The 18,843-nt window shown below is 66.2% G+C and carries 26 protein-coding genes; all 26 read right to left on the bottom strand.

What is annotated here, in order from left to right; all coding sequences use genetic code 11:
- Position 1: 1 nt before the first annotated feature.
- Positions 2-457, bottom strand: coding sequence for a 50S ribosomal protein L15 (gene rplO / locus AB0J97_RS07345; protein ID WP_364085718.1), 456 nt, complete (start codon positions 455-457; stop codon positions 2-4).
- Positions 458-459: 2 nt separating this feature from the next.
- Positions 460-642 (bottom strand): 50S ribosomal protein L30, encoded by a 183-nt coding sequence (gene rpmD / locus AB0J97_RS07340; protein WP_080043226.1) that lies wholly within the window; start codon positions 640-642, stop codon positions 460-462.
- 2 nt (positions 643-644) lie between these two features.
- Entirely contained in the window at positions 645-1,274 is a 630-nt protein-coding gene (gene rpsE, locus AB0J97_RS07335; protein ID WP_357705907.1) for a 30S ribosomal protein S5, read from the bottom strand.
- Positions 1,275-1,299: 25 nt separating this feature from the next.
- A complete protein-coding gene (rplR, locus tag AB0J97_RS07330; protein WP_125644663.1) occupies positions 1,300-1,683 on the bottom strand; it encodes a 50S ribosomal protein L18 in 384 nt (127 codons plus the stop codon).
- Between the two features lie 2 nt (positions 1,684-1,685).
- Complete coding sequence (gene rplF, locus AB0J97_RS07325) at positions 1,686-2,228, bottom strand: 50S ribosomal protein L6 (protein WP_125644665.1); 543 nt, start codon at positions 2,226-2,228, stop codon at positions 1,686-1,688.
- Between the two features lie 16 nt (positions 2,229-2,244).
- Entirely contained in the window at positions 2,245-2,643 is a 399-nt protein-coding gene (rpsH, locus tag AB0J97_RS07320) for a 30S ribosomal protein S8 (protein WP_125644666.1), read from the bottom strand.
- A 145-nt stretch (positions 2,644-2,788) separates the two neighbouring features.
- On the bottom strand, positions 2,789-2,974 hold the full coding sequence (locus AB0J97_RS07315) for a type Z 30S ribosomal protein S14 (RefSeq protein WP_020542298.1): 186 nt from the start codon (positions 2,972-2,974) through the stop codon (positions 2,789-2,791).
- A 4-nt stretch (positions 2,975-2,978) separates the two neighbouring features.
- Complete coding sequence (gene rplE / locus AB0J97_RS07310) at positions 2,979-3,554, bottom strand: 50S ribosomal protein L5 (RefSeq protein ID WP_357705909.1); 576 nt, start codon at positions 3,552-3,554, stop codon at positions 2,979-2,981.
- Complete coding sequence (rplX, locus tag AB0J97_RS07305; RefSeq protein WP_357705920.1) at positions 3,554-3,841, bottom strand: 50S ribosomal protein L24; 288 nt, start codon at positions 3,839-3,841, stop codon at positions 3,554-3,556. The genes rplE and rplX overlap by 1 nt, the downstream gene beginning before the upstream one ends.
- 8 nt (positions 3,842-3,849) lie before the next feature.
- Positions 3,850-4,221 (bottom strand): 50S ribosomal protein L14, encoded by a 372-nt coding sequence (rplN, locus tag AB0J97_RS07300; protein ID WP_090769698.1) that lies wholly within the window; start codon positions 4,219-4,221, stop codon positions 3,850-3,852.
- Positions 4,222-4,412: 191 nt separating this feature from the next.
- Positions 4,413-4,706, bottom strand: coding sequence for a 30S ribosomal protein S17 (gene rpsQ, locus AB0J97_RS07295; protein WP_357705910.1), 294 nt, complete (start codon positions 4,704-4,706; stop codon positions 4,413-4,415).
- The gene (gene rpmC, locus AB0J97_RS07290) at positions 4,699-4,935 is read right to left on the bottom strand and encodes a 50S ribosomal protein L29 (RefSeq protein ID WP_080047279.1); all 237 of its coding nucleotides are present in this window, start codon (positions 4,933-4,935) and stop codon (positions 4,699-4,701) included. Before rpmC ends, rpsQ begins: the two co-directional genes overlap by 8 nt.
- Positions 4,935-5,354, bottom strand: coding sequence for a 50S ribosomal protein L16 (rplP, locus tag AB0J97_RS07285; RefSeq protein ID WP_125644673.1), 420 nt, complete (start codon positions 5,352-5,354; stop codon positions 4,935-4,937). The genes rpmC and rplP overlap by 1 nt, the downstream gene beginning before the upstream one ends.
- A gap of 2 nt (positions 5,355-5,356) precedes the next feature.
- Complete coding sequence (gene rpsC, locus AB0J97_RS07280) at positions 5,357-6,205, bottom strand: 30S ribosomal protein S3 (protein ID WP_355378612.1); 849 nt, start codon at positions 6,203-6,205, stop codon at positions 5,357-5,359.
- Positions 6,205-6,558 carry a 50S ribosomal protein L22 gene (gene rplV, locus AB0J97_RS07275; protein WP_080043235.1) on the bottom strand — a complete coding sequence of 118 codons (354 nt, stop codon included), beginning with the start codon at positions 6,556-6,558 and terminating at the stop codon, positions 6,205-6,207. Before rplV ends, rpsC begins: the two co-directional genes overlap by 1 nt.
- Before the next feature lie 31 nt (positions 6,559-6,589).
- Positions 6,590-6,868, bottom strand: a complete 279-nt coding sequence (gene rpsS / locus AB0J97_RS07270) for a 30S ribosomal protein S19 (RefSeq protein WP_030451498.1) — start codon at positions 6,866-6,868, stop codon at positions 6,590-6,592.
- An 11-nt stretch (positions 6,869-6,879) separates the two neighbouring features.
- Positions 6,880-7,716 carry a 50S ribosomal protein L2 gene (gene rplB / locus AB0J97_RS07265; RefSeq protein ID WP_125644676.1) on the bottom strand — a complete coding sequence of 279 codons (837 nt, stop codon included), beginning with the start codon at positions 7,714-7,716 and terminating at the stop codon, positions 6,880-6,882.
- 106 nt (positions 7,717-7,822) lie between these two features.
- A complete protein-coding gene (gene rplW / locus AB0J97_RS07260) occupies positions 7,823-8,125 on the bottom strand; it encodes a 50S ribosomal protein L23 (protein ID WP_111180891.1) in 303 nt (100 codons plus the stop codon).
- On the bottom strand, positions 8,125-8,775 hold the full coding sequence (gene rplD, locus AB0J97_RS07255) for a 50S ribosomal protein L4 (protein ID WP_357705911.1): 651 nt from the start codon (positions 8,773-8,775) through the stop codon (positions 8,125-8,127). The genes rplW and rplD overlap by 1 nt, the downstream gene beginning before the upstream one ends.
- Positions 8,772-9,425: a 50S ribosomal protein L3 gene (gene rplC, locus AB0J97_RS07250; RefSeq protein WP_357705912.1), complete on the bottom strand. Its 654-nt coding sequence runs from the start codon at positions 9,423-9,425 to the stop codon at positions 8,772-8,774. Before rplC ends, rplD begins: the two co-directional genes overlap by 4 nt.
- Positions 9,426-9,439: 14 nt before the next feature.
- A complete protein-coding gene (gene rpsJ / locus AB0J97_RS07245) occupies positions 9,440-9,748 on the bottom strand; it encodes a 30S ribosomal protein S10 (RefSeq protein WP_012887830.1) in 309 nt (102 codons plus the stop codon).
- Between the two features lie 252 nt (positions 9,749-10,000).
- A complete protein-coding gene (gene tuf, locus AB0J97_RS07240; protein WP_125644684.1) occupies positions 10,001-11,194 on the bottom strand; it encodes an elongation factor Tu in 1,194 nt (397 codons plus the stop codon).
- Between the two features lie 111 nt (positions 11,195-11,305).
- Positions 11,306-13,405 (bottom strand): elongation factor G, encoded by a 2,100-nt coding sequence (gene fusA / locus AB0J97_RS07235; RefSeq protein ID WP_357705913.1) that lies wholly within the window; start codon positions 13,403-13,405, stop codon positions 11,306-11,308.
- Positions 13,406-13,444: 39 nt separating this feature from the next.
- Positions 13,445-13,915, bottom strand: a complete 471-nt coding sequence (gene rpsG / locus AB0J97_RS07230; RefSeq protein ID WP_043623423.1) for a 30S ribosomal protein S7 — start codon at positions 13,913-13,915, stop codon at positions 13,445-13,447.
- Between the two features lie 2 nt (positions 13,916-13,917).
- The gene (rpsL, locus tag AB0J97_RS07225) at positions 13,918-14,292 is read right to left on the bottom strand and encodes a 30S ribosomal protein S12 (protein WP_020542315.1); all 375 of its coding nucleotides are present in this window, start codon (positions 14,290-14,292) and stop codon (positions 13,918-13,920) included.
- 556 nt (positions 14,293-14,848) lie between these two features.
- The gene (locus AB0J97_RS07220) at positions 14,849-18,724 is read right to left on the bottom strand and encodes a DNA-directed RNA polymerase subunit beta' (RefSeq protein WP_357705914.1); all 3,876 of its coding nucleotides are present in this window, start codon (positions 18,722-18,724) and stop codon (positions 14,849-14,851) included.
- Between the last annotated feature and the right edge of the window lie 119 nt (positions 18,725-18,843).

Genomic DNA, 18,843 nt, shown 5'->3' with positions numbered 1-18,843 from the left:
GCTACAGCTCGGTAACGGAACCACCGGCGGCGGCGATCTTCTCCTTCGCGGCGGACGAGAAGGCGTGAGCCGTAACGTTCACAGCGACGGAGATCTCGCCGGTGCCGAGCACCTTCACGAGCTGGTTCTTGCGAACGGCGCCCTTGGCCACCAGGGCCTCGACGGTGACGTCGCCACCCTCGGGGAACAGCTCGCCGAGCTTGTCCAGGTTGACGACCTGGTAGGTCGTCTTGAACATCGCGTTGGAGAAGCCCTTGAGCTTCGGCAGACGCCTCTGCAGCGGCACCTGGCCACCCTCGAAGCCGAGGGGAACCGTGGTACGGGCGTGGCTGCCCTTGGTGCCGCGACCGGCCGTCTTGCCCTTGGACGCCTCGCCGCGACCCTTGCGGATCTTGGCCTTGTTGGCACCCGGAGCAGGACGCAGGTCGTGAATCTTGAGCGGAGCCTTGTCAGTCATGACTAGTCGACCTCTTCCACCTCGACGAGGTGCGTCACCACGGACACCATCCCGCGAATCTCGGGACGGTCCTCCTTGACGACGACATCGCCGATTCGCTTCAGGCCAAGCGAACGCAGCGAGTCACGCTGGTTCTGCTTGCCACCGATCTTCGAGCGAACCTGAGTGATCTTCAGGCGTGCCATGACTAGCTCACCGCCTTCGCGGCCGCGGCCTCGGCGATGCCCTCGCGCTGAGCCTTGAGCATGCGGGCCGGGGCGACGTCCTCGATCGGCAGACCACGGCGGGCGGCGATCTCCTCGGGGCGCGAAAGGCCCTTCAGAGCCGCCACCGTGGCGTGCACGATGTTGATCGGGTTGTCCGAGCCGAGCGACTTGGACAGCACGTCATGGATGCCGGCGCACTCCAGGACCGCGCGCACCGGGCCACCGGCGATGACGCCGGTACCGGCCGAGGCCGGACGCAGGAAGACGACACCGGCCGCCTCCTCGCCCTGCACGGTGTGCGGGATGGTGCCCTGGATCCGAGGCACCTTGAAGAAGTGCTTCTTCGCCTCTTCGACGCCCTTGGCGATGGCCGCGGGGACTTCCTTGGCCTTGCCGTAACCGACGCCGACCAGGCCGTTGCCGTCACCGACGATGACGAGGGCGGTGAAGCTGAAGCGACGACCACCCTTCACGACCTTGGCCACTCGGTTGATCTTCACTACGCGCTCGATGTACGAGACGCCCTTGTCGGCGGCGCCACCGCGGCGATCGTCACGACGGTCCCGCCGCTCGCCACCGGTGCCGCCACCGCGACGCGGAGCTGCAGCCATCAGTGGTTCCTCTTCTCAGTTGCCATCAGAATTCCAACCCGCCTTCGCGGGCGCTGTCCGCCAGAGCCGCGATGCGACCGGCGTAGCGGTTGCCACCGCGGTCGAAGACGACCTTGGTGATCCCGGCTTCCTTGGCCCGCTGAGCGAGGAGCTCGCCGACCTTCTTGGCCTTCTCCGTCTTGTCGGCCTCGAGGGTGCGCAGCGAGGCGTCCATGGTGGACGCGCTGACCAGCGTGTGGCCGACGGAGTCGTCCACGATCTGGACGAACATGTGACGGGTCGAGCGGTTGACGACCAGGCGCGGACGCTCGGCCGTACCGACGACGAACTTGCGGACGCGGCGGTGACGGCGAGCCCGCGAGACGGTGCGGGCAGCCGTGTGCTTGCTGAACGCAGTCTTCGGAGCCATGCCTACTTACCAGCCTTTCCGACCTTGCGGCGGATCTGTTCGCCCTGGTAACGCACGCCCTTGCCCTTGTACGGGTCAGGCTTGCGCAACTTGCGGATGTTGGCCGCGACCTCGCCGACCTTCTGCTTGTCGATGCCGTCCACGTGGAACAGGGTCGGCTTCTCGACGCGGAAGGTGACACCCTCGGGGGCGTCGACGATGACCGGGTGGCTGAAGCCCAGCGAGAACTCCAGCTGCGTCGGGCCCTTGGCCTGGACGCGGTAACCGACGCCGACGATCTCAAGGGCCTTGGTGTACCCCTGGGTGACGCCCTGCACCATGTTGGCGATCAGCGTCCGGGACAGGCCGTGCAGCGCACGGACCTTGTTCTCGTCGTTGGGCCGGGAGACGGCGATGGCGCCGTCGTCGTCACGACCGACCGAAATCGGGTCCGCGACCGTGTGAGAAAGCGTGCCCTTCGGGCCCTTGACCTGGACATCCTGGCCGGTGATCGTGATGTCTACGCCACTGGGCACAGGGATGGGCAGCCGTCCGATTCTCGACATGCTGTGTTCCTCCCCTCTACCAGACGTAGGCGAGGACTTCGCCGCCCACGCCACGCTTGCCGGCCTGCTTGTCAGTCATGAGACCGGCGGACGTCGAGATGATCGCGACGCCCAGCCCGCCCAGGACTCGAGGCAGGTTGTCCTTCTTTGCATAAACCCGCAGACCGGGCTTGGAAACCCGGCGCAGGCCCGCGAGCGAACGCTCACGGGTGGGCCCGAACTTGAGCTCCACCACGAGGTTCTTTCCAACCTTGGCGTCTTCGACGGCCCAGGACTGGATGTAACCCTCCTGCTGGAGGATCTCGGCGATGTGCGCCTTGATCTTCGAATACGGCATTGACACGCTCTCGTGGTACGCCGAGTTCGCGTTACGCAGACGCGTCAACATGTCTGCGATCGGGTCGGTCATCGTCATGGCCAGTGGCCTTCCTCGCCGCGGTTTCCAGTCGGCCAAGCAGCGCTCTGCCGGTGGACCTTCGGCGCGGTCATGGACGCGGAGCGTCCTGTCTTCTTCTGAACATGGGTCCCAGGGGACGACGCGGGGCCGTCCCCCAGGGTATCTACCAGCTCGACTTGGTGATGCCGGGCAGCTCGCCCCGGTGCGCCATCTCGCGGAAGCACACGCGGCACAGGCCGAACTTGCGGTACACGGCGCGCGGACGACCGCAACGCGAGCACCGGGTGTAGGCCCTGACCTCGAACTTCTGCTTGCGCCCCGCCTTGGCGATCAGCGACTTCTTCGCCATTGGATCAGGCCTCCTTGAACGGGAAGCCGAGGAGCTTCAGCAGCGCCCGGCCCTGGTCGTCGTTCGTCGCGGTGGTCACGACCGTGATGTCCATGCCCCGCGGACGGTCGACCTTGTCCTGGTCGACCTCGTGGAACATGACCTGCTCGGTCAGACCGAACGTGTAGTTGCCGTTGCCGTCGAACTGCTTCGGCGACAGGCCGCGGAAGTCACGGATACGGGGCAGCGCGAGCGCCAGCAGGCGGTCGAGGAACTCCCACATGCGGTCGCCGCGCAGCGTGACGTGCGCACCGATCGGCATGCCCTCACGCAGCTTGAACTGCGCGATGGACTTGCGCGCCCGGACGACGGCCGGCTTCTGGCCGGTGATCACGGTGAGGTCGCGTACGGCGCCTTCGATGAGCTTGGAGTCGCGAGCCGCCTCACCGACACCCATGTTGACCTTGATCTTGGTCAGGGCCGGGATCTGCATGACGTTCTCGATGCCGAACTGCTCGCGAAGCTGGGCCGCGATCTCCTCGCGGTACTTCGTCTTGAGTCGCGGCGTCGGGCGCTCGGTCTCAGTGGTCGTGGCGGTCATCAGCTGTCCTCACCCGTCTCCTCGGCCTTGTCGGCCTTCTTGTCGGCGGGCTTCTCGTCCTTGAGCTTCTTCACGTTGGACACGTGGATGCGGCCCTCCATGGTCTGCACGCCGCCGGTCTTGGCGCCGCGCGGACCCTGGTGGGTCTCCTTGGTGTGCTTCTTGATCATGTTGACGCCCTCGATCACCACGCGGTCCTCGCGCGGGTACGTGGCGATGACGTGACCCTTGACACCCTTGTCCTTGCCGGCGATGACCTGAACCAGGTCACCCTTCTTCACATGCAGCTTCGGCATTACAGCACCTCCGGGGCGAGCGAGATGATGCGCATGAACTTCTTGTCGCGCAGCTCGCGGCCGACCGGGCCGAAGATACGAGTGCCACGAGGGTCACCGCTGTCCTTGATGATGACGGCGGCGTTCTCGTCGAAGCGGATGTAGGAGCCGTCGGGCCGGCGGCGCTCCTTGACCGTGCGGACGACGACGGCCTTGACCACGTCGCCCTTCTTGACGCCCGTGCTGCCCGGCAGCGCGTCCTTGACAGTGGCGACGATGATGTCGCCGATACCGGCGTAGCGTCGGCCCGAGCCACCGAGAACACGGATGCAAAGGATCTCCTTTGCACCAGTGTTGTCGGCGACCTTGAGCCGCGACTCCTGCTGGATCACGTTGAACTCCTGTTAGTCGCGCCGGTTCTCATTTCTGAGCCTGGCGGAACCTGTCGTTGTCTTGTTCCCACGGCCACAGTCCACGCAGGGGCCGCACCGCAGGCGACGCGAGGCCCTGGAGGACCTCGCGTCCTTGGACGCCGTCATGGGGGCCCTGAGGCCCCCACGAGGCGCGGTATATCCGAGAAGGCCTACTTGGCCTTCTCGAGGATCTCCACGACCCTCCACCGCTTGGTGGCGGAGAGGGGGCGGGTCTCCATGAGCAGCACGCGGTCGCCGACGCCGCAGGCGTTGGCCTCGTCGTGCGCCTTGTACTTGGTCGTACGGCGGATGACCTTGCCGTACAGACGGTGCTTGACGCGGTCCTCGACGGCGACGACGACGGTCTTGTCCATCTTGTCGCTGACGACCAGGCCCTCACGGACCTTGCGGAAGTTCCGCGAGTCGTTCGTCTCGGTGGTCTCGGTGGTCTCGGTCTCAGCCATCGCTCGTCTCCTTCTCGACCGTGACGATGCCGAGCTCACGCTCGCGCATCACGGTGTAGATACGGGCGATCTCGCGGCGGACGGCGCGCAGCCGCCCGTGGCTCTCCAACTGACCGGTCGCTGCCTGGAAGCGGAGGTTGAACAGCTCCTCCTTGGCCTCCTTGAGCTTCTGGACCAGAGTGTCCTGGTCCTCCACTCGCAGCTCGCCGGCGGTCAGGCCCTTAGCCATCACGCCTCACCCACTTCACGCTTAACGATCTTGCACTTCATCGGCAGCTTGTGGATCGCCCTGGTGAGGGCCTCACGCGCGACCGACTCCGCCACGCCGGACAGCTCGAACATCACGCGTCCGGGCTTGACGTTGGCGATCCACCACTCCGGCGAACCCTTACCGGAACCCATGCGGGTCTCGGCGGGCTTCTTGGTGAGGGGACGGTCGGGGTAGATGTTGATCCACACCTTGCCGCCACGGCGGATGTGACGGGTCATGGCGATACGAGCGGACTCGATCTGGCGGTTGGTCACGTAGGAGTGCTCAACAGCCTGAATGCCGAACTCGCCGAACACGACCCTGGTGCCGCCCTTGGCGGCTCCGCTGCGGTCAGGCCGGTGCTGCTTGCGGTGCTTGACCCTGCGCGGGATCAGCATGGTCAGCTCCCTTCAGCACCCGGCTGCGCAGCCGGGCCGGTCTCAGGGGCAGCCTGCGAAGCTGCCTCGGTACGGGGGGCGCGGTCGCCACGGCCACCGCCACCACGACGCGGACGGTCACCGCCGCCACGACGCGGACGGTCGCCGCCGCCACCGCGACGGTCGTCACGCTCGCGACGCTGGCCGGCACGAGCGCCGGCGGCGGCCGCCTCACGCTCGGCGCGGCTGGTCGGAGCCTCGCCCTTGTAGATCCAGACCTTCACGCCGATACGGCCGAAGGTGGTACGGGCCTCGTAGAAGCCGTAGTCGATGTCCGCGCGAAGGGTGTGCAGCGGCACGCGACCCTCACGGTAGAACTCCGACCGCGACATCTCGGCGCCGCCCAGACGACCGGCGCACTGGACACGGATGCCCTTGGCGCCGGACTTCATGGCCGACTGCATCGCCTTGCGCATGGCGCGGCGGAACGAGACACGGCTGGACAGCTGCTCGGCGACGCCCTGGGCGACGAGCTGGGCGTCGATCTCCGGGTTCTTGACCTCGAGGATGTTGAGCTGGACCTGCTTCTTGGTCAGCTTCTCGAGGTCGCCACGGATACGGTCCGCCTCGGCGCCGCGGCGGCCGATCACGATGCCGGGACGCGCGGTGTGGATGTCCACCTGAACGCGGTCCGTCGTGCGCTCGATCTCGACCTTGGAGATGCCGGCCCGCTCCATGCCCTTCTGCAGCATGCGACGGATCGCCACGTCCTCGGCGACGTACGACTTGTACAGCTTGTCGGCGTACCACCGGCTCTTGAAGTCGGTCGTGATGCCGAGGCGGAACCCGTGCGGGTTAACCTTCTGGCCCACTATCGGGTCCTTCCCTTCGGCTCGCGGGATTCCACGATCACGGTGATGTGGCTCGTCCGCTTGTTGATCCGATAGGCGCGACCCTGTGCACGCGGGCGGAACCGCTTCAGCGTCGGGCCCTCGTCGACCCAGGCGCGGCTCACGACGAGCGTGCTGGGGTCGAGGTTGAAGTTGTGCTCGGCGTTCGCCATGGCGCTGCTGAGCACCTTGTAGATCGGCTCGCTCGCCGACTGGGGAGCGAACTGCAGCACGGCCTGCGCCTCCGAAGCGGGCAGCCCGCGAATAAGGTCCACCACGCGGCGGGCCTTGAGGGGCGTGACACGGACGAACCGCGCCTGAGCCCTGGCTTCCATCGCTTACTCCTCTAAATGCTTCTGAAGGCGTCTATCGCCGGCTGCGCCGGTCTTCCTTGACGTGGCTGCGGAACGTCCGCGTCGGGGCGAACTCTCCGAGCTTGTGGCCGATCATCGACTCGGTGACGAACACCGGGACGTGCTTGCGGCCGTCGTGCACGGCGATCGTGTGCCCGAGCATGTCGGGAACGATCATGGAGCGCCGCGACCACGTCTTGATGACGTTCTTGGTGCCCTTCTCGTTCTGGGCGTCCACCTTCTTCTGAAGGTGGTCGTCCACGAAGGGACCCTTCTTAAGGCTACGTGGCATTTCGGCTGCTCCTACCGCTTCTTCCTCTTGCTCCGACGACGGATGATCAGCCGGTCGCTGGACTTGTTGGCCTGGCGGGTGCGGCCCTCGGGCTTGCCCTTGGGGTTCACCGGGTGGCGACCGCCGGAGGTCTTGCCCTCGCCACCACCGTGCGGGTGGTCAACGGGGTTCATGGCGACACCACGGACGGTCGGGCGCTTGCCCTTCCACCGCATACGGCCGGCCTTGCCCCAGTTGATGTTGGCCTGCTCGGCGTTGCCGACCTGGCCCACAGACGCCCGGCAGCGCACGTCGACCATGCGCATTTCACCGGACGGCATACGCAGGGTGGCGTACTGGCCTTCCTTGGCGAGCAGCTGGATCTGGGCGCCCGCGGAACGACCGAGCTTCGCGCCGCCGCCCGGACGGAGCTCCACCGCGTGGATGAAGGTACCGGTCGGGATGTTGCGCAGCGGCAGGCAGTTGCCCGGCTTGATGTCGGCAGCGGGGCCGTTCTCGATTCGGTCGCCCTGCTTGAGGCCGGTCGGCGCGATGATGTAGCGCTTCTCACCGTCGGCGTAGTGGAGCAGAGCGATGTTGGCGGTGCGGTTGGGGTCGTACTCGATGTGAGCGACCTTCGCCGGGATGCCGTCCTTGTCATGCCTACGGAAGTCGATGATCCGGTAGGCGCGCTTGTGTCCGCCGCCCTGGTGGCGCGCGGTCACCCGGCCGTGTACGTTTCGGCCGCCCTTGCTGTGAAGGGGCGCAAGCAGCGACTTCTCGGGCGTGCTGCGGGTGATCTCGGAGAAGTCCGAGACACTCGACCCGCGGCGACCCGGAGTCGTCGGCTTGTACTTACGGATGCCCATCTTTTTCGTTCATCCTTCGTCGGTTACATGGGCGAGCCCGCCGCACCGAAATGCGACGGTCTCGTCCCTCGCAGACCTTTCGGTCCGCTTCCTATCTATGGCGCTGCTAGCCGATCTGACCGAAGATGTCGATCCGATCGCCCTCGACCAGGCTCACGATGGCGCGCTTGGTGTCGGGACGCTTGCCGAAACCGGTGCGGGTGCGCTTGCGCTTGCCCTGCCGGTTGATGGTGTTCACGCTGGTGACCTTGACCCCGAAGATCTGCTCAACGGCGATCTTGACCTGGGTCTTGTTCGCGGTCTTCTTCACCAGGAACGTGTACTTGTTGTTCTCATCGATCAGGCCGTAGCTCTTCTCAGAGACGACCGGCTTGATGATGATGTCGCGCGGGTCGGCGATCTTCTCCATCAGGCGTCTTCCTTCCCGCCCTGGCTCAGCCGCGCGACGACCTGGTCGTACGCCTCCTGGGTGAAGACCACGTCGTCGTGCACGAGCACGTCGTAGGTGTTGAGCTGCCCGGCGTCCAGCAGGTGGACCTCGGGAGCGTTACGCAGGCTCATCCAGGTCAGCTCGTCGGCCTCGTCGACGACGACGAGCACGCGGGGAGCCTGGGTGATCTTGCGCAGGGCCTCAAGGGCAGCCTTGGTCTTGGGGGTCTCCCCCGCGATCAGCGTGCTGACCACGTGGACGCGACCGCCACCGGCCCTGTCGGACAGCGCACCGCGCAGGGCGGCGGCCTTCATCTTCTTGGGCGTGCGCTGCGAGTAGTCACGCGGCACGGGCCCGTGGACGGTGCCACCGCCGGCGAACTGCGGCGCGCGGGTCGAGCCCTGACGGGCGCGGCCGGTGCCCTTCTGGCGGTACGGCTTCTTGCCGCCACCGCGGACCTCACCACGGGTCTTGGCCTTGTGGGTGCCCTGCCGGCGAGCGGCGAGCTGGGCCACGACCACCTGGTGGATCAGCGGAACGTTGACCGTCGTGCCGAAGACGTCTTCGGGCAGTTCGACGGTGCCGGCCTTGGCGCCGCTGGCGTCGAGGACGTCAATAGTGGTGCTCACTTGGCAGCCCCCTTCTTGGCAGCGGTGCGAACGAGGACCAGGCTGCCGTTAGCGCCGGGGATCGCACCCTTGATCAGGATGAGGCCCTTCTCGGCGTCCACGGAGTGAACCTTGAGGCTCTGCACAGTGGTGCGGACGTTACCCATCCGACCGGCCATGCGCAGGCCCTTGAATACGCGGCCCGGGGTGGCGCAGCCACCGATGGAACCCGGCGAGCGGTGCTTGCGCTGCGTACCGTGCGACGCGCCCAGACCGGCGAAGCCGTGCCGCTTCATGACACCGGCGAAGCCCTTGCCCTTGCTCTTGCCCGTCACGTCGACGAACTGGCCGGCCTCGAAGGTGTCGGCCAGCAGCTCCTGGCCCAGGGTGTAGTCGCTCGCGTCGTCGGTGCGGATCTCCGCGAAGTAACGGCGCGGGGTGATGTCGTGCTTACGCAGGTAGTCGCCGAGCGGCTTGTTGACCTTCCGGGGGTCGACCTGTCCGAAGCCGAGCTGAACGGCGGAGTAGCCGTCCTTGTCTGCGGTGCGGACCCGGGTCACCACGCACGGACCGGCCTCGACCACGGTCACCGGAACCATCCGGTTGTCCGCGTCGAAGACCTGGGTCATGCCGAGCTTCTTGCCCAGGACGCCCTTGATCGTCTTAGCCATGTCAGTGCGTTCCCTCAGAGCTTGATCGAAATGTCGACACCCGCGGGGAGGTCGAGCCGCATGAGCGAGTCAACCGTCTTGGGGGTCGGGTCGATGATGTCAATCAGCCGCTTGTGCGTGCGCATCTCGAAGTGCTCGCGGCTGTCCTTGTACTTGTGCGGCGAGCGGATGACGCAGTACACGTTCTTCTCGGTCGGCAGCGGCACCGGGCCCGCGACCTTCGCGCCAGTCCGCGTCACCGTCTCGACGATCTTCTTGGCCGAGCTGTCGATGACCTCGTGGTCATAGGCCTTAAGCCGGATGCGGATCTTCTGTCCCGCCATAGTGGCCTCGGTGTCCTTCGCTGTCGTCTGAAAAAGTATCGTGCGGCCTTGTGCCGCTGTGTTGGTGCAGGTCTGACCCTGCGTAACCCCACGAGACAGACACTGTTGATCTGTCTTTTCTTCCGTGATCCGGCAGTTACTTCGGTCACTATGGCCGAAGCGACTGCTGGATCACGGCGCTTTACGCGAGGCCCTTGACGTGGTGCGGCGGTCGGCCCTGATGTGGGGCCGACCGCCGCCCCGACGGTCGAGCTACTTGAGGATCTTCACGACCCGGCCGGCGCCGACGGTGCGGCCACCCTCACGGATCGCGAACTTGAGGCCTTCCTCCATGGCGATGGGCTGGATCAGCTCAACGCGCATTTCGGTGTTGTCGCCCGGCATGACCATCTCGGTGCCCTCGGGGAGGTTCACAACACCGGTCACGTCAGTCGTACGGAAGTAGAACTGCGGGCGGTAGTTGTTGAAGAACGGCGTGTGGCGGCCGCCCTCGTCCTTGGACAGGATGTAGACCTGGCCGGTGAACTCGGTGTGCGGGGTCGTCGTGCCCGGCTTGATGATGCACTGGCCGCGCTCGACGTCGTCGCGCTTGATGCCGCGGAGCAGCAGGGCGGCGTTGTCGCCGGCGTGACCCTCGTCGAGCATCTTGTTGAACATCTCGATGCTGGTGACGGTGGTGGTCGTCTTCTCCGGCTTGATGCCGATGATGTCGACCTGCTCGTTGACCTTGACGATGCCGCGCTCGATACGACCGGTGACGACGGTGCCGCGACCGGTGATCGAGAAGACGTCCTCGACGGGCATGAGGAACGGCTTCTCCGTGTCACGGGGAGGCTCGGGGACGTTCTCGTCCACCGCGTTCATCAGCTCGATGATGCTGTCGGCCCACTTCTCGTCACCCTCAAGAGCCTTGAGAGCCGAGACGCGGACGACGGGCAGGTCGTCGCCGGGGAACTCCTGCGCGGACAGGAGCTCACGGACCTCCAGCTCGACGAGCTCGAGGATCTCCTCGTCGTCGACCATGTCGGACTTGTTCAGCGCCACGACGATGTAGGGGACGCCGACCTGGCGGGCCAGGAGGACGTGCTCCTTCGTCTGCGGCATCGGGCCGTCGGTGGCGGCGACCACGAGGATCGCGCCGTCCATCTGAGCGGCACCGGTGATCATGTTCTTCACGTAGTCGGCGTGACCGGGGCAGTCAACGTGAGCGTAGTGACGCTTCTCGGTCTGGTACTCGACGTGCGCGATGGAGATCGTAATACCGCGAGCCTTCTCCTCGGGCGCCTTGTCGATCTTGTCGAACGGAGTCGCCTTGTTGAGCTCGGGGTAACGGTCGTGAAGCACCTTGGTGATCGCCGCGGTCAGCGTGGTCTTGCCGTGGTCGATGTGTCCAATGGTGCCGATGTTCATGTGCGGCTTAGTCCGCTCGAACTTGGCCTTGCCCACTGGTTCTCTCCTTGAGAATCTGACTGACTTTCGTCTACACACTCGGGCCCGGGAGATCCCAGACCCCTAGGCGGCGGGGTGGCTCGCACCACCCCGCCAGGGACCGGGAAGTTATTCGCCCCGGGCCTTCGCGACGATCTCCTTGGCGATGCCCGGGGGCACCTCCGCGTAGGAGTCGAACTGCATGCTGTAGCTCGCGCGCCCCTGCGTCTTGCTACGCAGGTCACCCACGTAGCCGAACATCTCAGACAGCGGCACGAGCGCCTGGACGACTCGGGCGCCGGCCCGCTCGTCCATCGCCTGGATCTGCCCGCGGCGACCGTTGAGGTCACCGATGACGTCACCCATGTAGTCCTCGGGCGTGGTGACCTCGACGGCCATCATCGGCTCGAGAAGAACGGCGTCCGCCTTGCGCGCGGCCTCCTTGAAGGCCATCGAGCCGGCGATCTTGAACGCCATTTCCGAGGAGTCGACGTCGTGGGCGGCACCGTCGGTCAGCGTAACCTTCACGCCCACCATCGGGTAACCGGCCAGCACGCCGAACTCGGCGGCCTCCTGGGCACCGGCGTCGACCGAGGGGATGTACTCCCTCGGGACGCGGCCACCCGAGACCTTGTTCTGGAACTCGTAACCGTCGTTGCCCTCGCCCAGCGGCTCCAGGTCGATGATCACCCGCGCGAACTGACCGGAACCACCGGTCTGCTTCTTGTGGGTGTAGTCGACCTTCTCCACCTTGCGGCGGATGGTCTCGCGGTAGGCCACCTGCGGGCGGCCCACGTTGGCCTCGACCTTGAACTCACGACGCATACGGTCGACGAGGATCTCCAGGTGAAGCTCGCCCATGCCCCAGATGACCGTCTGACCGGTCTCCTCGTCACGACGGACCTGGAAGGACGGGTCCTCCTCGGCCAGCCGCTGGATGGCGGTGGACAGCTTCTCCTGGTCGCCCTTGGTCTTGGGCTCGATGGCGACGTTGATGACCGGAGCCGGGAACGTCATCGACTCGAGCACGACCGGGTTGGCCGGGTCGGCAAGGGTGTCGCCGGTCGTGGTGTCCTTCAGACCCATGACGGCGACGATCTGACCGGCGATCGCCTGCGGGCGCTCTTCGCGCTTGTTGGCGTGCATCTGGTAGATCTTGCCGATCCGCTCCTTCTTGCCCTTCACCGAGTTCACGACCTGTGAACCGGTGTCGAGCGTGCCGGAGTAGATGCGGATGTAGGTGAGCTTGCCCAGGTGCGGGTCGCTGGCGATCTTGAAGGCCAGCGCGGAGAACGGCTCGGTCGGGTCCGCGTGACGCTCGATCACCTTCTCCTCGTTGCCGACCGCGTAACCCTTGAACGCCGGGATGTCGGTCGGGGCGGGGAGGTAGGCGACGATCGCGTCGAGCAGGGGCTGAACGCCCTTGTTCTTGAACGCGGTGCCGCAGAGCACCGGGTTGATGGAGCTGGTCAGCGTGGCGCGGCGGATGGCCGCGACCAGCTGCTCCTCGGTGGGCTCGGTGCCCTCCAGGAAGAGCTCCATCAGCTCGTCGTCGTTCTCGGCGACCGTCTCGATGAGGCGGTCACGCCACTCGCGGGCGGCGTCGGCGTGGTCGGCCGGGACGTCGACGGTGTCGTACATCTCGCCCTTGGCCGCGTCGGCGCTCCAGATGAGCCCCTTCATCTTGATGAGGTCGATGACGCCCTTGAAGTCGGCCTCGACACCCCACGGAAGCTGAATCACAGCGGGGGTCGCGCCCAGGCGGCTGACCATCATCTCGACGCAGCGGTGGAACTCCGCGCCGACACGGTCCATCTTGTTCACGAAGCAGATGCGCGGGACTTCGTAGCGGTCGGCCTGCCGCCACACCGTCTCCGACTGCGGCTCGACACCGGCGACACCGTCGAACACGGCGACGGCACCGTCGAGGACGCGGAGCGAGCGCTCCACTTCGATGGTGAAATCGACGTGACCCGGAGTGTCGATGATGTTGATGGTGTGACCGATCCACTCACAGGTCGTCGCGGCAGACGTGATCGTGATGCCGCGCTCCTGCTCCTGCTCCATCCAGTCCATGGTGGCAGCGCCCTCATGGACTTCACCGATCTTGTAGTTGATACCGGTGTAGAACAGGATGCGCTCGGTCGTGGTGGTCTTGCCCGCGTCGATGTGGGCCATGATCCCGATGTTGCGGACCTTGGCCAGGTCAAGAGCGGTCGTAGCGGCCACTTTAACTCGCGTCCTCGTCGTCTCGTCGAACCCGCCGGGTTACCAGCGGTAGTGGGCGAAGGCCTTGTTGGACTCGGCCATCTTGTGGGTGTCCTCGCGCTTCTTCACACTCGCCCCGAGGCCGTTGCTGGCGTCGAGGAGCTCGTTCATGAGGCGCTCGGTCATGGTCTTCTCGCGGCGGGCGCGGGAGTACTGCACCAGCCAGCGCAGGGCCAGGGTGGTGCTGCGCGCGGCGCGCACCTCGACCGGCACCTGGTACGTCGCGCCACCGACACGGCGGCTGCGAACCTCGAGGGTCGGCTTGACGTTGTCAAGCGCGCGCTTGAGGGTGACGACCGGGTCGTTGCCCGTCTTCTCCCTGCAGCCTTCGAGGGCGCCGTACACGATCGACTGCGCGATGGAGCGCTTGCCGTCCAGGAGCACCTTGTTGATCAGGGCGGTCACCAGCGGCGAGCTGTAAACCGGGTCAGACATGAGCTGACGACGGCCAGGAGAACCCTTACGAGGCATTGTTAGCTCTTCTCCTTCTTCGCGCCGTAGCGGCTGCGGGCCTGCTTGCGGTTGCGGACACCCTGGGTGTCGAGCGAACCGCGGATGATCTTGTAGCGAACACCAGGCAGGTCCTTCACACGACCGCCACGCACGAGCACGATGGAGTGCTCCTGCAGGTTGTGGCCCACACCGGGGATGTAAGCCGTGACCTCGATGCCGTTCGTGAGCCGAACGCGAGCCACCTTGCGCAGTGCCGAGTTGGGCTTCTTCGGGGTCGTGGTGTAAACGCGCTGGCACACACCGCGCCGCTGCGGACTCCCCTTGAGGGCAGGAGTCTTGGTCTTGGAGACCTTGTCCTGCCGGCCCTTGCGGACCAACTGCTGAATAGTGGGCACTGCCACTCCGTTTCGTGCCTTGGCCGGTGTTACGTCATTGGGTCTTGCTTTTCGCAGGTTCTGCCGGTGTCATGACCTGCTGGTTTTCCTCGTCTCGGCGCCCCCGCGGTCGGGCGTGTCGCGCTATTCACACAGACACAGCCACGGAGACTTGCGAGCCTGAGAGTCCAGCCGACGCTCTCCCTATGGATATGAGCGCACAGCCGAAAGCCCGCTAGAGACGGGCACGATGCTCAAGACTACCCAGGCCCAGCCGACACGTCAAAACGGCACGGCAACGCCTGTCGGCCTCGCCGCTCCGTGCCACCGTGGCCTGTCTCATCCAGCCCATCCGAAGCGCCGCGGCAATGATACCGGCACTGAGGGCCGACGTGTGCCAATTCGCCAGGGAGCCCCGCAACCGGCCCACAGACCGCCACGGCGGCGGACCCTCTCCCCCGGACCGCCCCCGACGCCCAGAGCGCCTGTGACCGCCTACGGCAGCGCGTACGGCCGGAAAAGCGCCACGCCCGGGCCTCTCGGAAGAGACCCGGGCGCGGCGCTTGCGAAACAACTGCTATCGGTTGTACTGACCGAAGTCGTACTCCTCCAGCGGGACGGCCTCGCCGCTGCCCGTGCCGAAGGTGTAGTCGGCCGCCGAACCGTCGTAACCGCCGACGGTGTACATGGCCGCCTTGGCCTCCTCGGTCGGCTCGACCCGGATGTTGCGGTACTGGGGCATGCCCGTACCGGCCGGGATGAGCTTACCGATGATGACGTTCTCCTTCAGGCCCAGCAGCGAGTCGGACTTGGCGTGGATCGCCGCGTCCGTCAGCACCCTGGTCGTCTCCTGGAAGGAGGCCGCCGACAGCCACGACTCGGTGGCCAGCGACGCCTTCGTGATGCCCATGAGCACCGGACGGCCCGCGGCCGGCGAGCCGCTCTCGGCCACCGTCTCGCGGTTCATCTGCTCGAAGCGCGGACGCTCCACGAGCTCGCCGGGCAGCAGGTCGGTGTCACCGGACTCCAGCACGTTCACGCGCTTGAGCATCTGCCGCACGATGATCTCGATGTGCTTGTCGTGGATCGACACACCCTGCGACCGGTAGACCTGCTGGACCTCGGCCACCAGGTGCAGCTGCACGGCCCGCGGGCCGAGGATGCGCAGCACCTCGTTGGGGTTGACCGCACCGGCGATCAACTGGTGGCCGACCGTCACGCGCTGACCGTCCTGGACGAGCAGGCGCGAACGCATCGAGACCGGGTAGGCGATCTCCTCCGACCCGTCGTCGGGGGTGATGACGATCTTCCTGGTCTTGTCGGTCTCGTCGATCCGGGCCCGGCCCTCGGCCTCGGAGATCGGGGCGACACCCTTGGGGATGCGCGCCTCGAACAGCTCCGTGACACGGGGCAGACCGTGGGTGATGTCGGCGCCGGCCACACCACCGGTGTGGAACGTACGCATCGTCAGCTGCGTGCCGGGCTCACCGATCGACTGGGCGGCGATGATGCCGACCGCCTCGCCGACGTCCACGAGCTTGCCGGTGGCCAGCGAGCGGCCGTAGCAGGTCGCGCAGACACCGATCTTGGCCTCGCAGACGAGCGCGCTGCGGGTGCGGACGGTCTCGACACCGGCCTCGACCAGCTTCGTCACGTGGATGTCGTTGATGTCGACACCCGCCGGGACGATGACCTTGCCGTCGACCTCGACGTCCTCGGCCATGATGCGGCCGTGCACGTTGGACTCGGCGTTCTCCGCCTTGACCAGGTTGCCCGACGCGTCGCGCTCGCCGACGTGCAGCGGGACCGCGCGGTCGGTGCCGCAGTCGATCTCGCGGACGATGACGTCCTGGGCGACGTCCACCAGACGACGGGTCAGGTAACCCGAGTCGGCGGTACGCAGGGCGGTGTCGGCCAGACCCTTCCGCTGACCGTGGGTGGAGATGAAGTACTCCAGCACCGACAGGCCCTCACGGAAGGAGGCCTTGATCGGACGCGGGATCGTCTCACCCTTGGTGTTGGACACCAGGCCACGGATGCCGGCGATCTGCCGGACCTGCATCTTGTTACCACGGGCGCCCGAGTTGACCATCATCCAGACCGGGTTGGTCGCCGGGAAGGCGTTGACCATGTCGGTCTCGACGTCGGCCGTGGCGTGGGTCCAGATCTCGATGAGCTCCTGGCGGCGCTCCTCGTCGGTGATCAGACCACGCTCGTACTCGCGCTGGACCTTGTCGGCCCGGCGCTCGTAGTTCTCCATGATGTCGGTCTTGTTCGGCGGCGCGACGACGTCCTCGATCGAGATCGTGACGCCGGAGCGGGTCGCCCAGCGGAAGCCCGCGTCCTTGAGCGCGTCGAGCGAGTTGGCGACCTCGACCTTGGGGTAGGTGTCGGCCAGCTCGTTCACGATCGTGGACAGCTGCTTCTTGCCCACCTGGAAGTTGACGAACGGGTAGCTCTCGGGGAGCGTCTGGTTGAACAGGCACCGCCCGAACGTCGTCTCCAGCCGGATCGAGTCACCCTGCTCCCAGCCCTCGGGAGCGACCCAGTCGCGCGGAGGCAGGACGTCCTTGACCCGGATCTGGATCTTCGCCTGGATCTCCAGCTCGCGACGGTCGAAGGCCATCTGCGCCTCGGCGATCGAGCCGAACACGCGGCCCTCGCCGGTCGCGCCTTCCTTCTGGGTGGTCAGCCAGTAGAGGCCGATGACCATGTCCTGGGTGGGCATCGTCACGGGCTTGCCGTCGGCCGGCTTGAGGATGTTGTTGGTCGAGAGCATCAGGATGCGTGCCTCGGCCTGGGCCTCAGCCGACAGCGGCAGGTGCACGGCCATCTGGTCGCCGTCGAAGTCCGCGTTGAAGGCGGTGCAGACGAGCGGGTGGATCTGGATGGCCTTGCCCTCGACCAGCTGCGGCTCGAACGCCTGGATGCCCAGACGGTGGAGCGTCGGAGCGCGGTTGAGCAGCACCGGGTGCTCGGTGATGACCTCTTCGAGCACGTCCCACACGACGGGGCGGGCGCGCTCGACCATCCGCTTGGCCGACTTGATGTTCTGCGCGTGGTTGAGGTCCACGAGCCTCTTCATCACGAACGGCTTGAACAGCTCCAGCGCCATCTGCTTGGGCAGACCGCACTGGTGCAGCTTGAGCTGCGGGCCGACGACGATGACCGAACGGCCGGAGTAGTCGACTCGCTTGCCCAGCAGGTTCTGGCGGAAACGACCCTGCTTGCCCTTCAGCATGTCGCTGAGGGACTTCAGCGGCCGGTTGCCGGGGCCGGTCACCGGGCGACCGCGACGGCCGTTGTCGAACAGCGCGTCGACGGCCTCCTGGAGCATCCGCTTCTCGTTGTTCACGATGATCTCGGGCGCACCGAGGTCGAGCAGACGCTTGAGGCGGTTGTTCCGGTTGATGACCCGGCGGTACAGGTCGTTGAGGTCGGAGGTCGCGAACCGGCCACCGTCGAGCTGCACCATCGGGCGCAGGTCCGGCGGGATGACCGGGATGCAGTCGAGCACCATGCCGCGCGGCGAGTTGGTCGTGTTCAGGAACGCCGACACGACCTTGAGCCGCTTGAGGGCGCGGGCCTTCTTCTGGCCCTTGCCGCTGCGGATGGTCTCGCGCAGGTTCTCGGCCTCGGCGTCGAGGTCGAAGCTGATCAGACGGTCCTGGATCGCCTGCGCGCCCATGCCGCCCTTGAAGTAGCGGCCGAAGCGGTCGCGCATCTCGCGGTAGAGCAGCTCGTCGCCCTCAAGGTCCTGGACCTTGAGGTTCTTGAAGCGGCTCCAGACCTCGTCGAGCCGGTCCAGCTCGCGCTGGGCGCGGTCGCGGAGCTGGCGCATCTCGCGCTCGGCGCCCTCGCGGACCTTGCGCCGCTGGTCGCCCTTGGCGCCGGCGGCCTCCAGCTCGCCCAGGTCGGACTCGAGCTTCTTCTGCCTGGACTCGACGTCGGCGTCACGGCGCTGCTCGATGTGCTGCCGCTCGACGGAGATCTTCGCCTCCAGCGAGGGCAGGTCACGCTCACGCATGTCGGTGTCGACGTGCGTGATCATGTAAGCCGCGAAGTAGATGACCTTCTCCAGGTCCTTCGGGGCCAGGTCGAGCAGGTAGCCGAGGCGCGACGGCACGCCCTTGAAGTACCAGATGTGCGTGACGGGCGCGGCCAGCTCGATGTGGCCCATCCGCTCACGGCGCACCTTGGCCCGGGTCACCTCGACGCCACAGCGCTCACAGATGATGCCCTTGAACCGGACGCGCTTGTACTTGCCGCAGTAGCACTCCCAGTCGCGGGTCGGACCGAAGATCTTCTCGCAGAAGAGTCCGTCCTTTTCCGGCTTGAGAGTCCGGTAGTTGATGGTCTCGGGCTTCTTGACCTCGCCGTGCGACCACTGACGGATGTCGTCGGCGGTCGCAAGACCGATCCTGAGCTCGTCGAAGAAGTTGACGTCTAGCATTGTGTGCGATCTCCCCCTCAGACTTCTTCCACGCTGCTCGGCTCACGCCGGGACAGATCGATACCGAGTTCCTCCGCCGCGCGGAAGACGTCCTCGTCGGTGTCGCGCATCTCGATGGA

Source organism: Nonomuraea sp. NPDC049607, assembly GCF_040675375.1.
In the GTDB taxonomy this organism is placed as follows: Bacteria; Actinomycetota; Actinomycetes; order Streptosporangiales; family Streptosporangiaceae; genus Nonomuraea.
Note: the sequence above shows the minus strand (reverse complement) of the source record. Positions and strands in the feature narration are given on the sequence as shown.

What these genes read in the sequence shown, in the direction of transcription:
- rplV (WP_080043235.1), bottom strand. Translation starts at nt 6,558, where the DNA reads ATGGAAGCCAGGGCTCAGGCGCGGTTCGTCCGTGTCACGCCCCTCAAG.
- rpsJ (WP_012887830.1), bottom strand. Translation starts at nt 9,748, where the DNA reads ATGGCGGGACAGAAGATCCGCATCCGGCTTAAGGCCTATGACCACGAG.
- rpsE (WP_357705907.1), bottom strand. Translation starts at nt 1,274, where the DNA reads ATGGCTGCAGCTCCGCGTCGCGGTGGCGGCACCGGTGGCGAGCGGCGG.
- rpmD (WP_080043226.1), bottom strand. Translation starts at nt 642, where the DNA reads ATGGCACGCCTGAAGATCACTCAGGTTCGCTCGAAGATCGGTGGCAAG.
- rpmC (WP_080047279.1), bottom strand. Translation starts at nt 4,935, where the DNA reads ATGGCTAAGGGCCTGACCGCCGGCGAGCTGCGAGTGGAGGACCAGGAC.
- rpsG (WP_043623423.1), bottom strand. Translation starts at nt 13,915, where the DNA reads ATGCCTCGTAAGGGTTCTCCTGGCCGTCGTCAGCTCATGTCTGACCCG.
- rplC (WP_357705912.1), bottom strand. Translation starts at nt 9,425, where the DNA reads ATGGCTAAGACGATCAAGGGCGTCCTGGGCAAGAAGCTCGGCATGACC.
- rplR (WP_125644663.1), bottom strand. Translation starts at nt 1,683, where the DNA reads ATGGCTCCGAAGACTGCGTTCAGCAAGCACACGGCTGCCCGCACCGTC.
- AB0J97_RS07315 (WP_020542298.1), bottom strand. Translation starts at nt 2,974, where the DNA reads ATGGCGAAGAAGTCGCTGATCGCCAAGGCGGGGCGCAAGCAGAAGTTC.
- rpsH (WP_125644666.1), bottom strand. Translation starts at nt 2,643, where the DNA reads ATGACGATGACCGACCCGATCGCAGACATGTTGACGCGTCTGCGTAAC.
- rplB (WP_125644676.1), bottom strand. Translation starts at nt 7,716, where the DNA reads ATGGGCATCCGTAAGTACAAGCCGACGACTCCGGGTCGCCGCGGGTCG.
- rpsS (WP_030451498.1), bottom strand. Translation starts at nt 6,868, where the DNA reads ATGCCACGTAGCCTTAAGAAGGGTCCCTTCGTGGACGACCACCTTCAG.
- rpsQ (WP_357705910.1), bottom strand. Translation starts at nt 4,706, where the DNA reads ATGGCTGAGACCGAGACCACCGAGACCACCGAGACGAACGACTCGCGG.
- rplW (WP_111180891.1), bottom strand. Translation starts at nt 8,125, where the DNA reads ATGGAGAAGATCGCCGACCCGCGCGACATCATCATCAAGCCGGTCGTC.
- rplE (WP_357705909.1), bottom strand. Translation starts at nt 3,554, where the DNA reads ATGACCGCCACGACCACTGAGACCGAGCGCCCGACGCCGCGACTCAAG.
- rplF (WP_125644665.1), bottom strand. Translation starts at nt 2,228, where the DNA reads ATGTCGAGAATCGGACGGCTGCCCATCCCTGTGCCCAGTGGCGTAGAC.
- rplP (WP_125644673.1), bottom strand. Translation starts at nt 5,354, where the DNA reads ATGCTGATCCCGCGCAGGGTCAAGCACCGCAAGCAGCACCGGCCTGAC.
- rplO (WP_364085718.1), bottom strand. Translation starts at nt 457, where the DNA reads ATGACTGACAAGGCTCCGCTCAAGATTCACGACCTGCGTCCTGCTCCG.
- AB0J97_RS07220 (WP_357705914.1), bottom strand. Translation starts at nt 18,724, where the DNA reads ATGCTAGACGTCAACTTCTTCGACGAGCTCAGGATCGGTCTTGCGACC.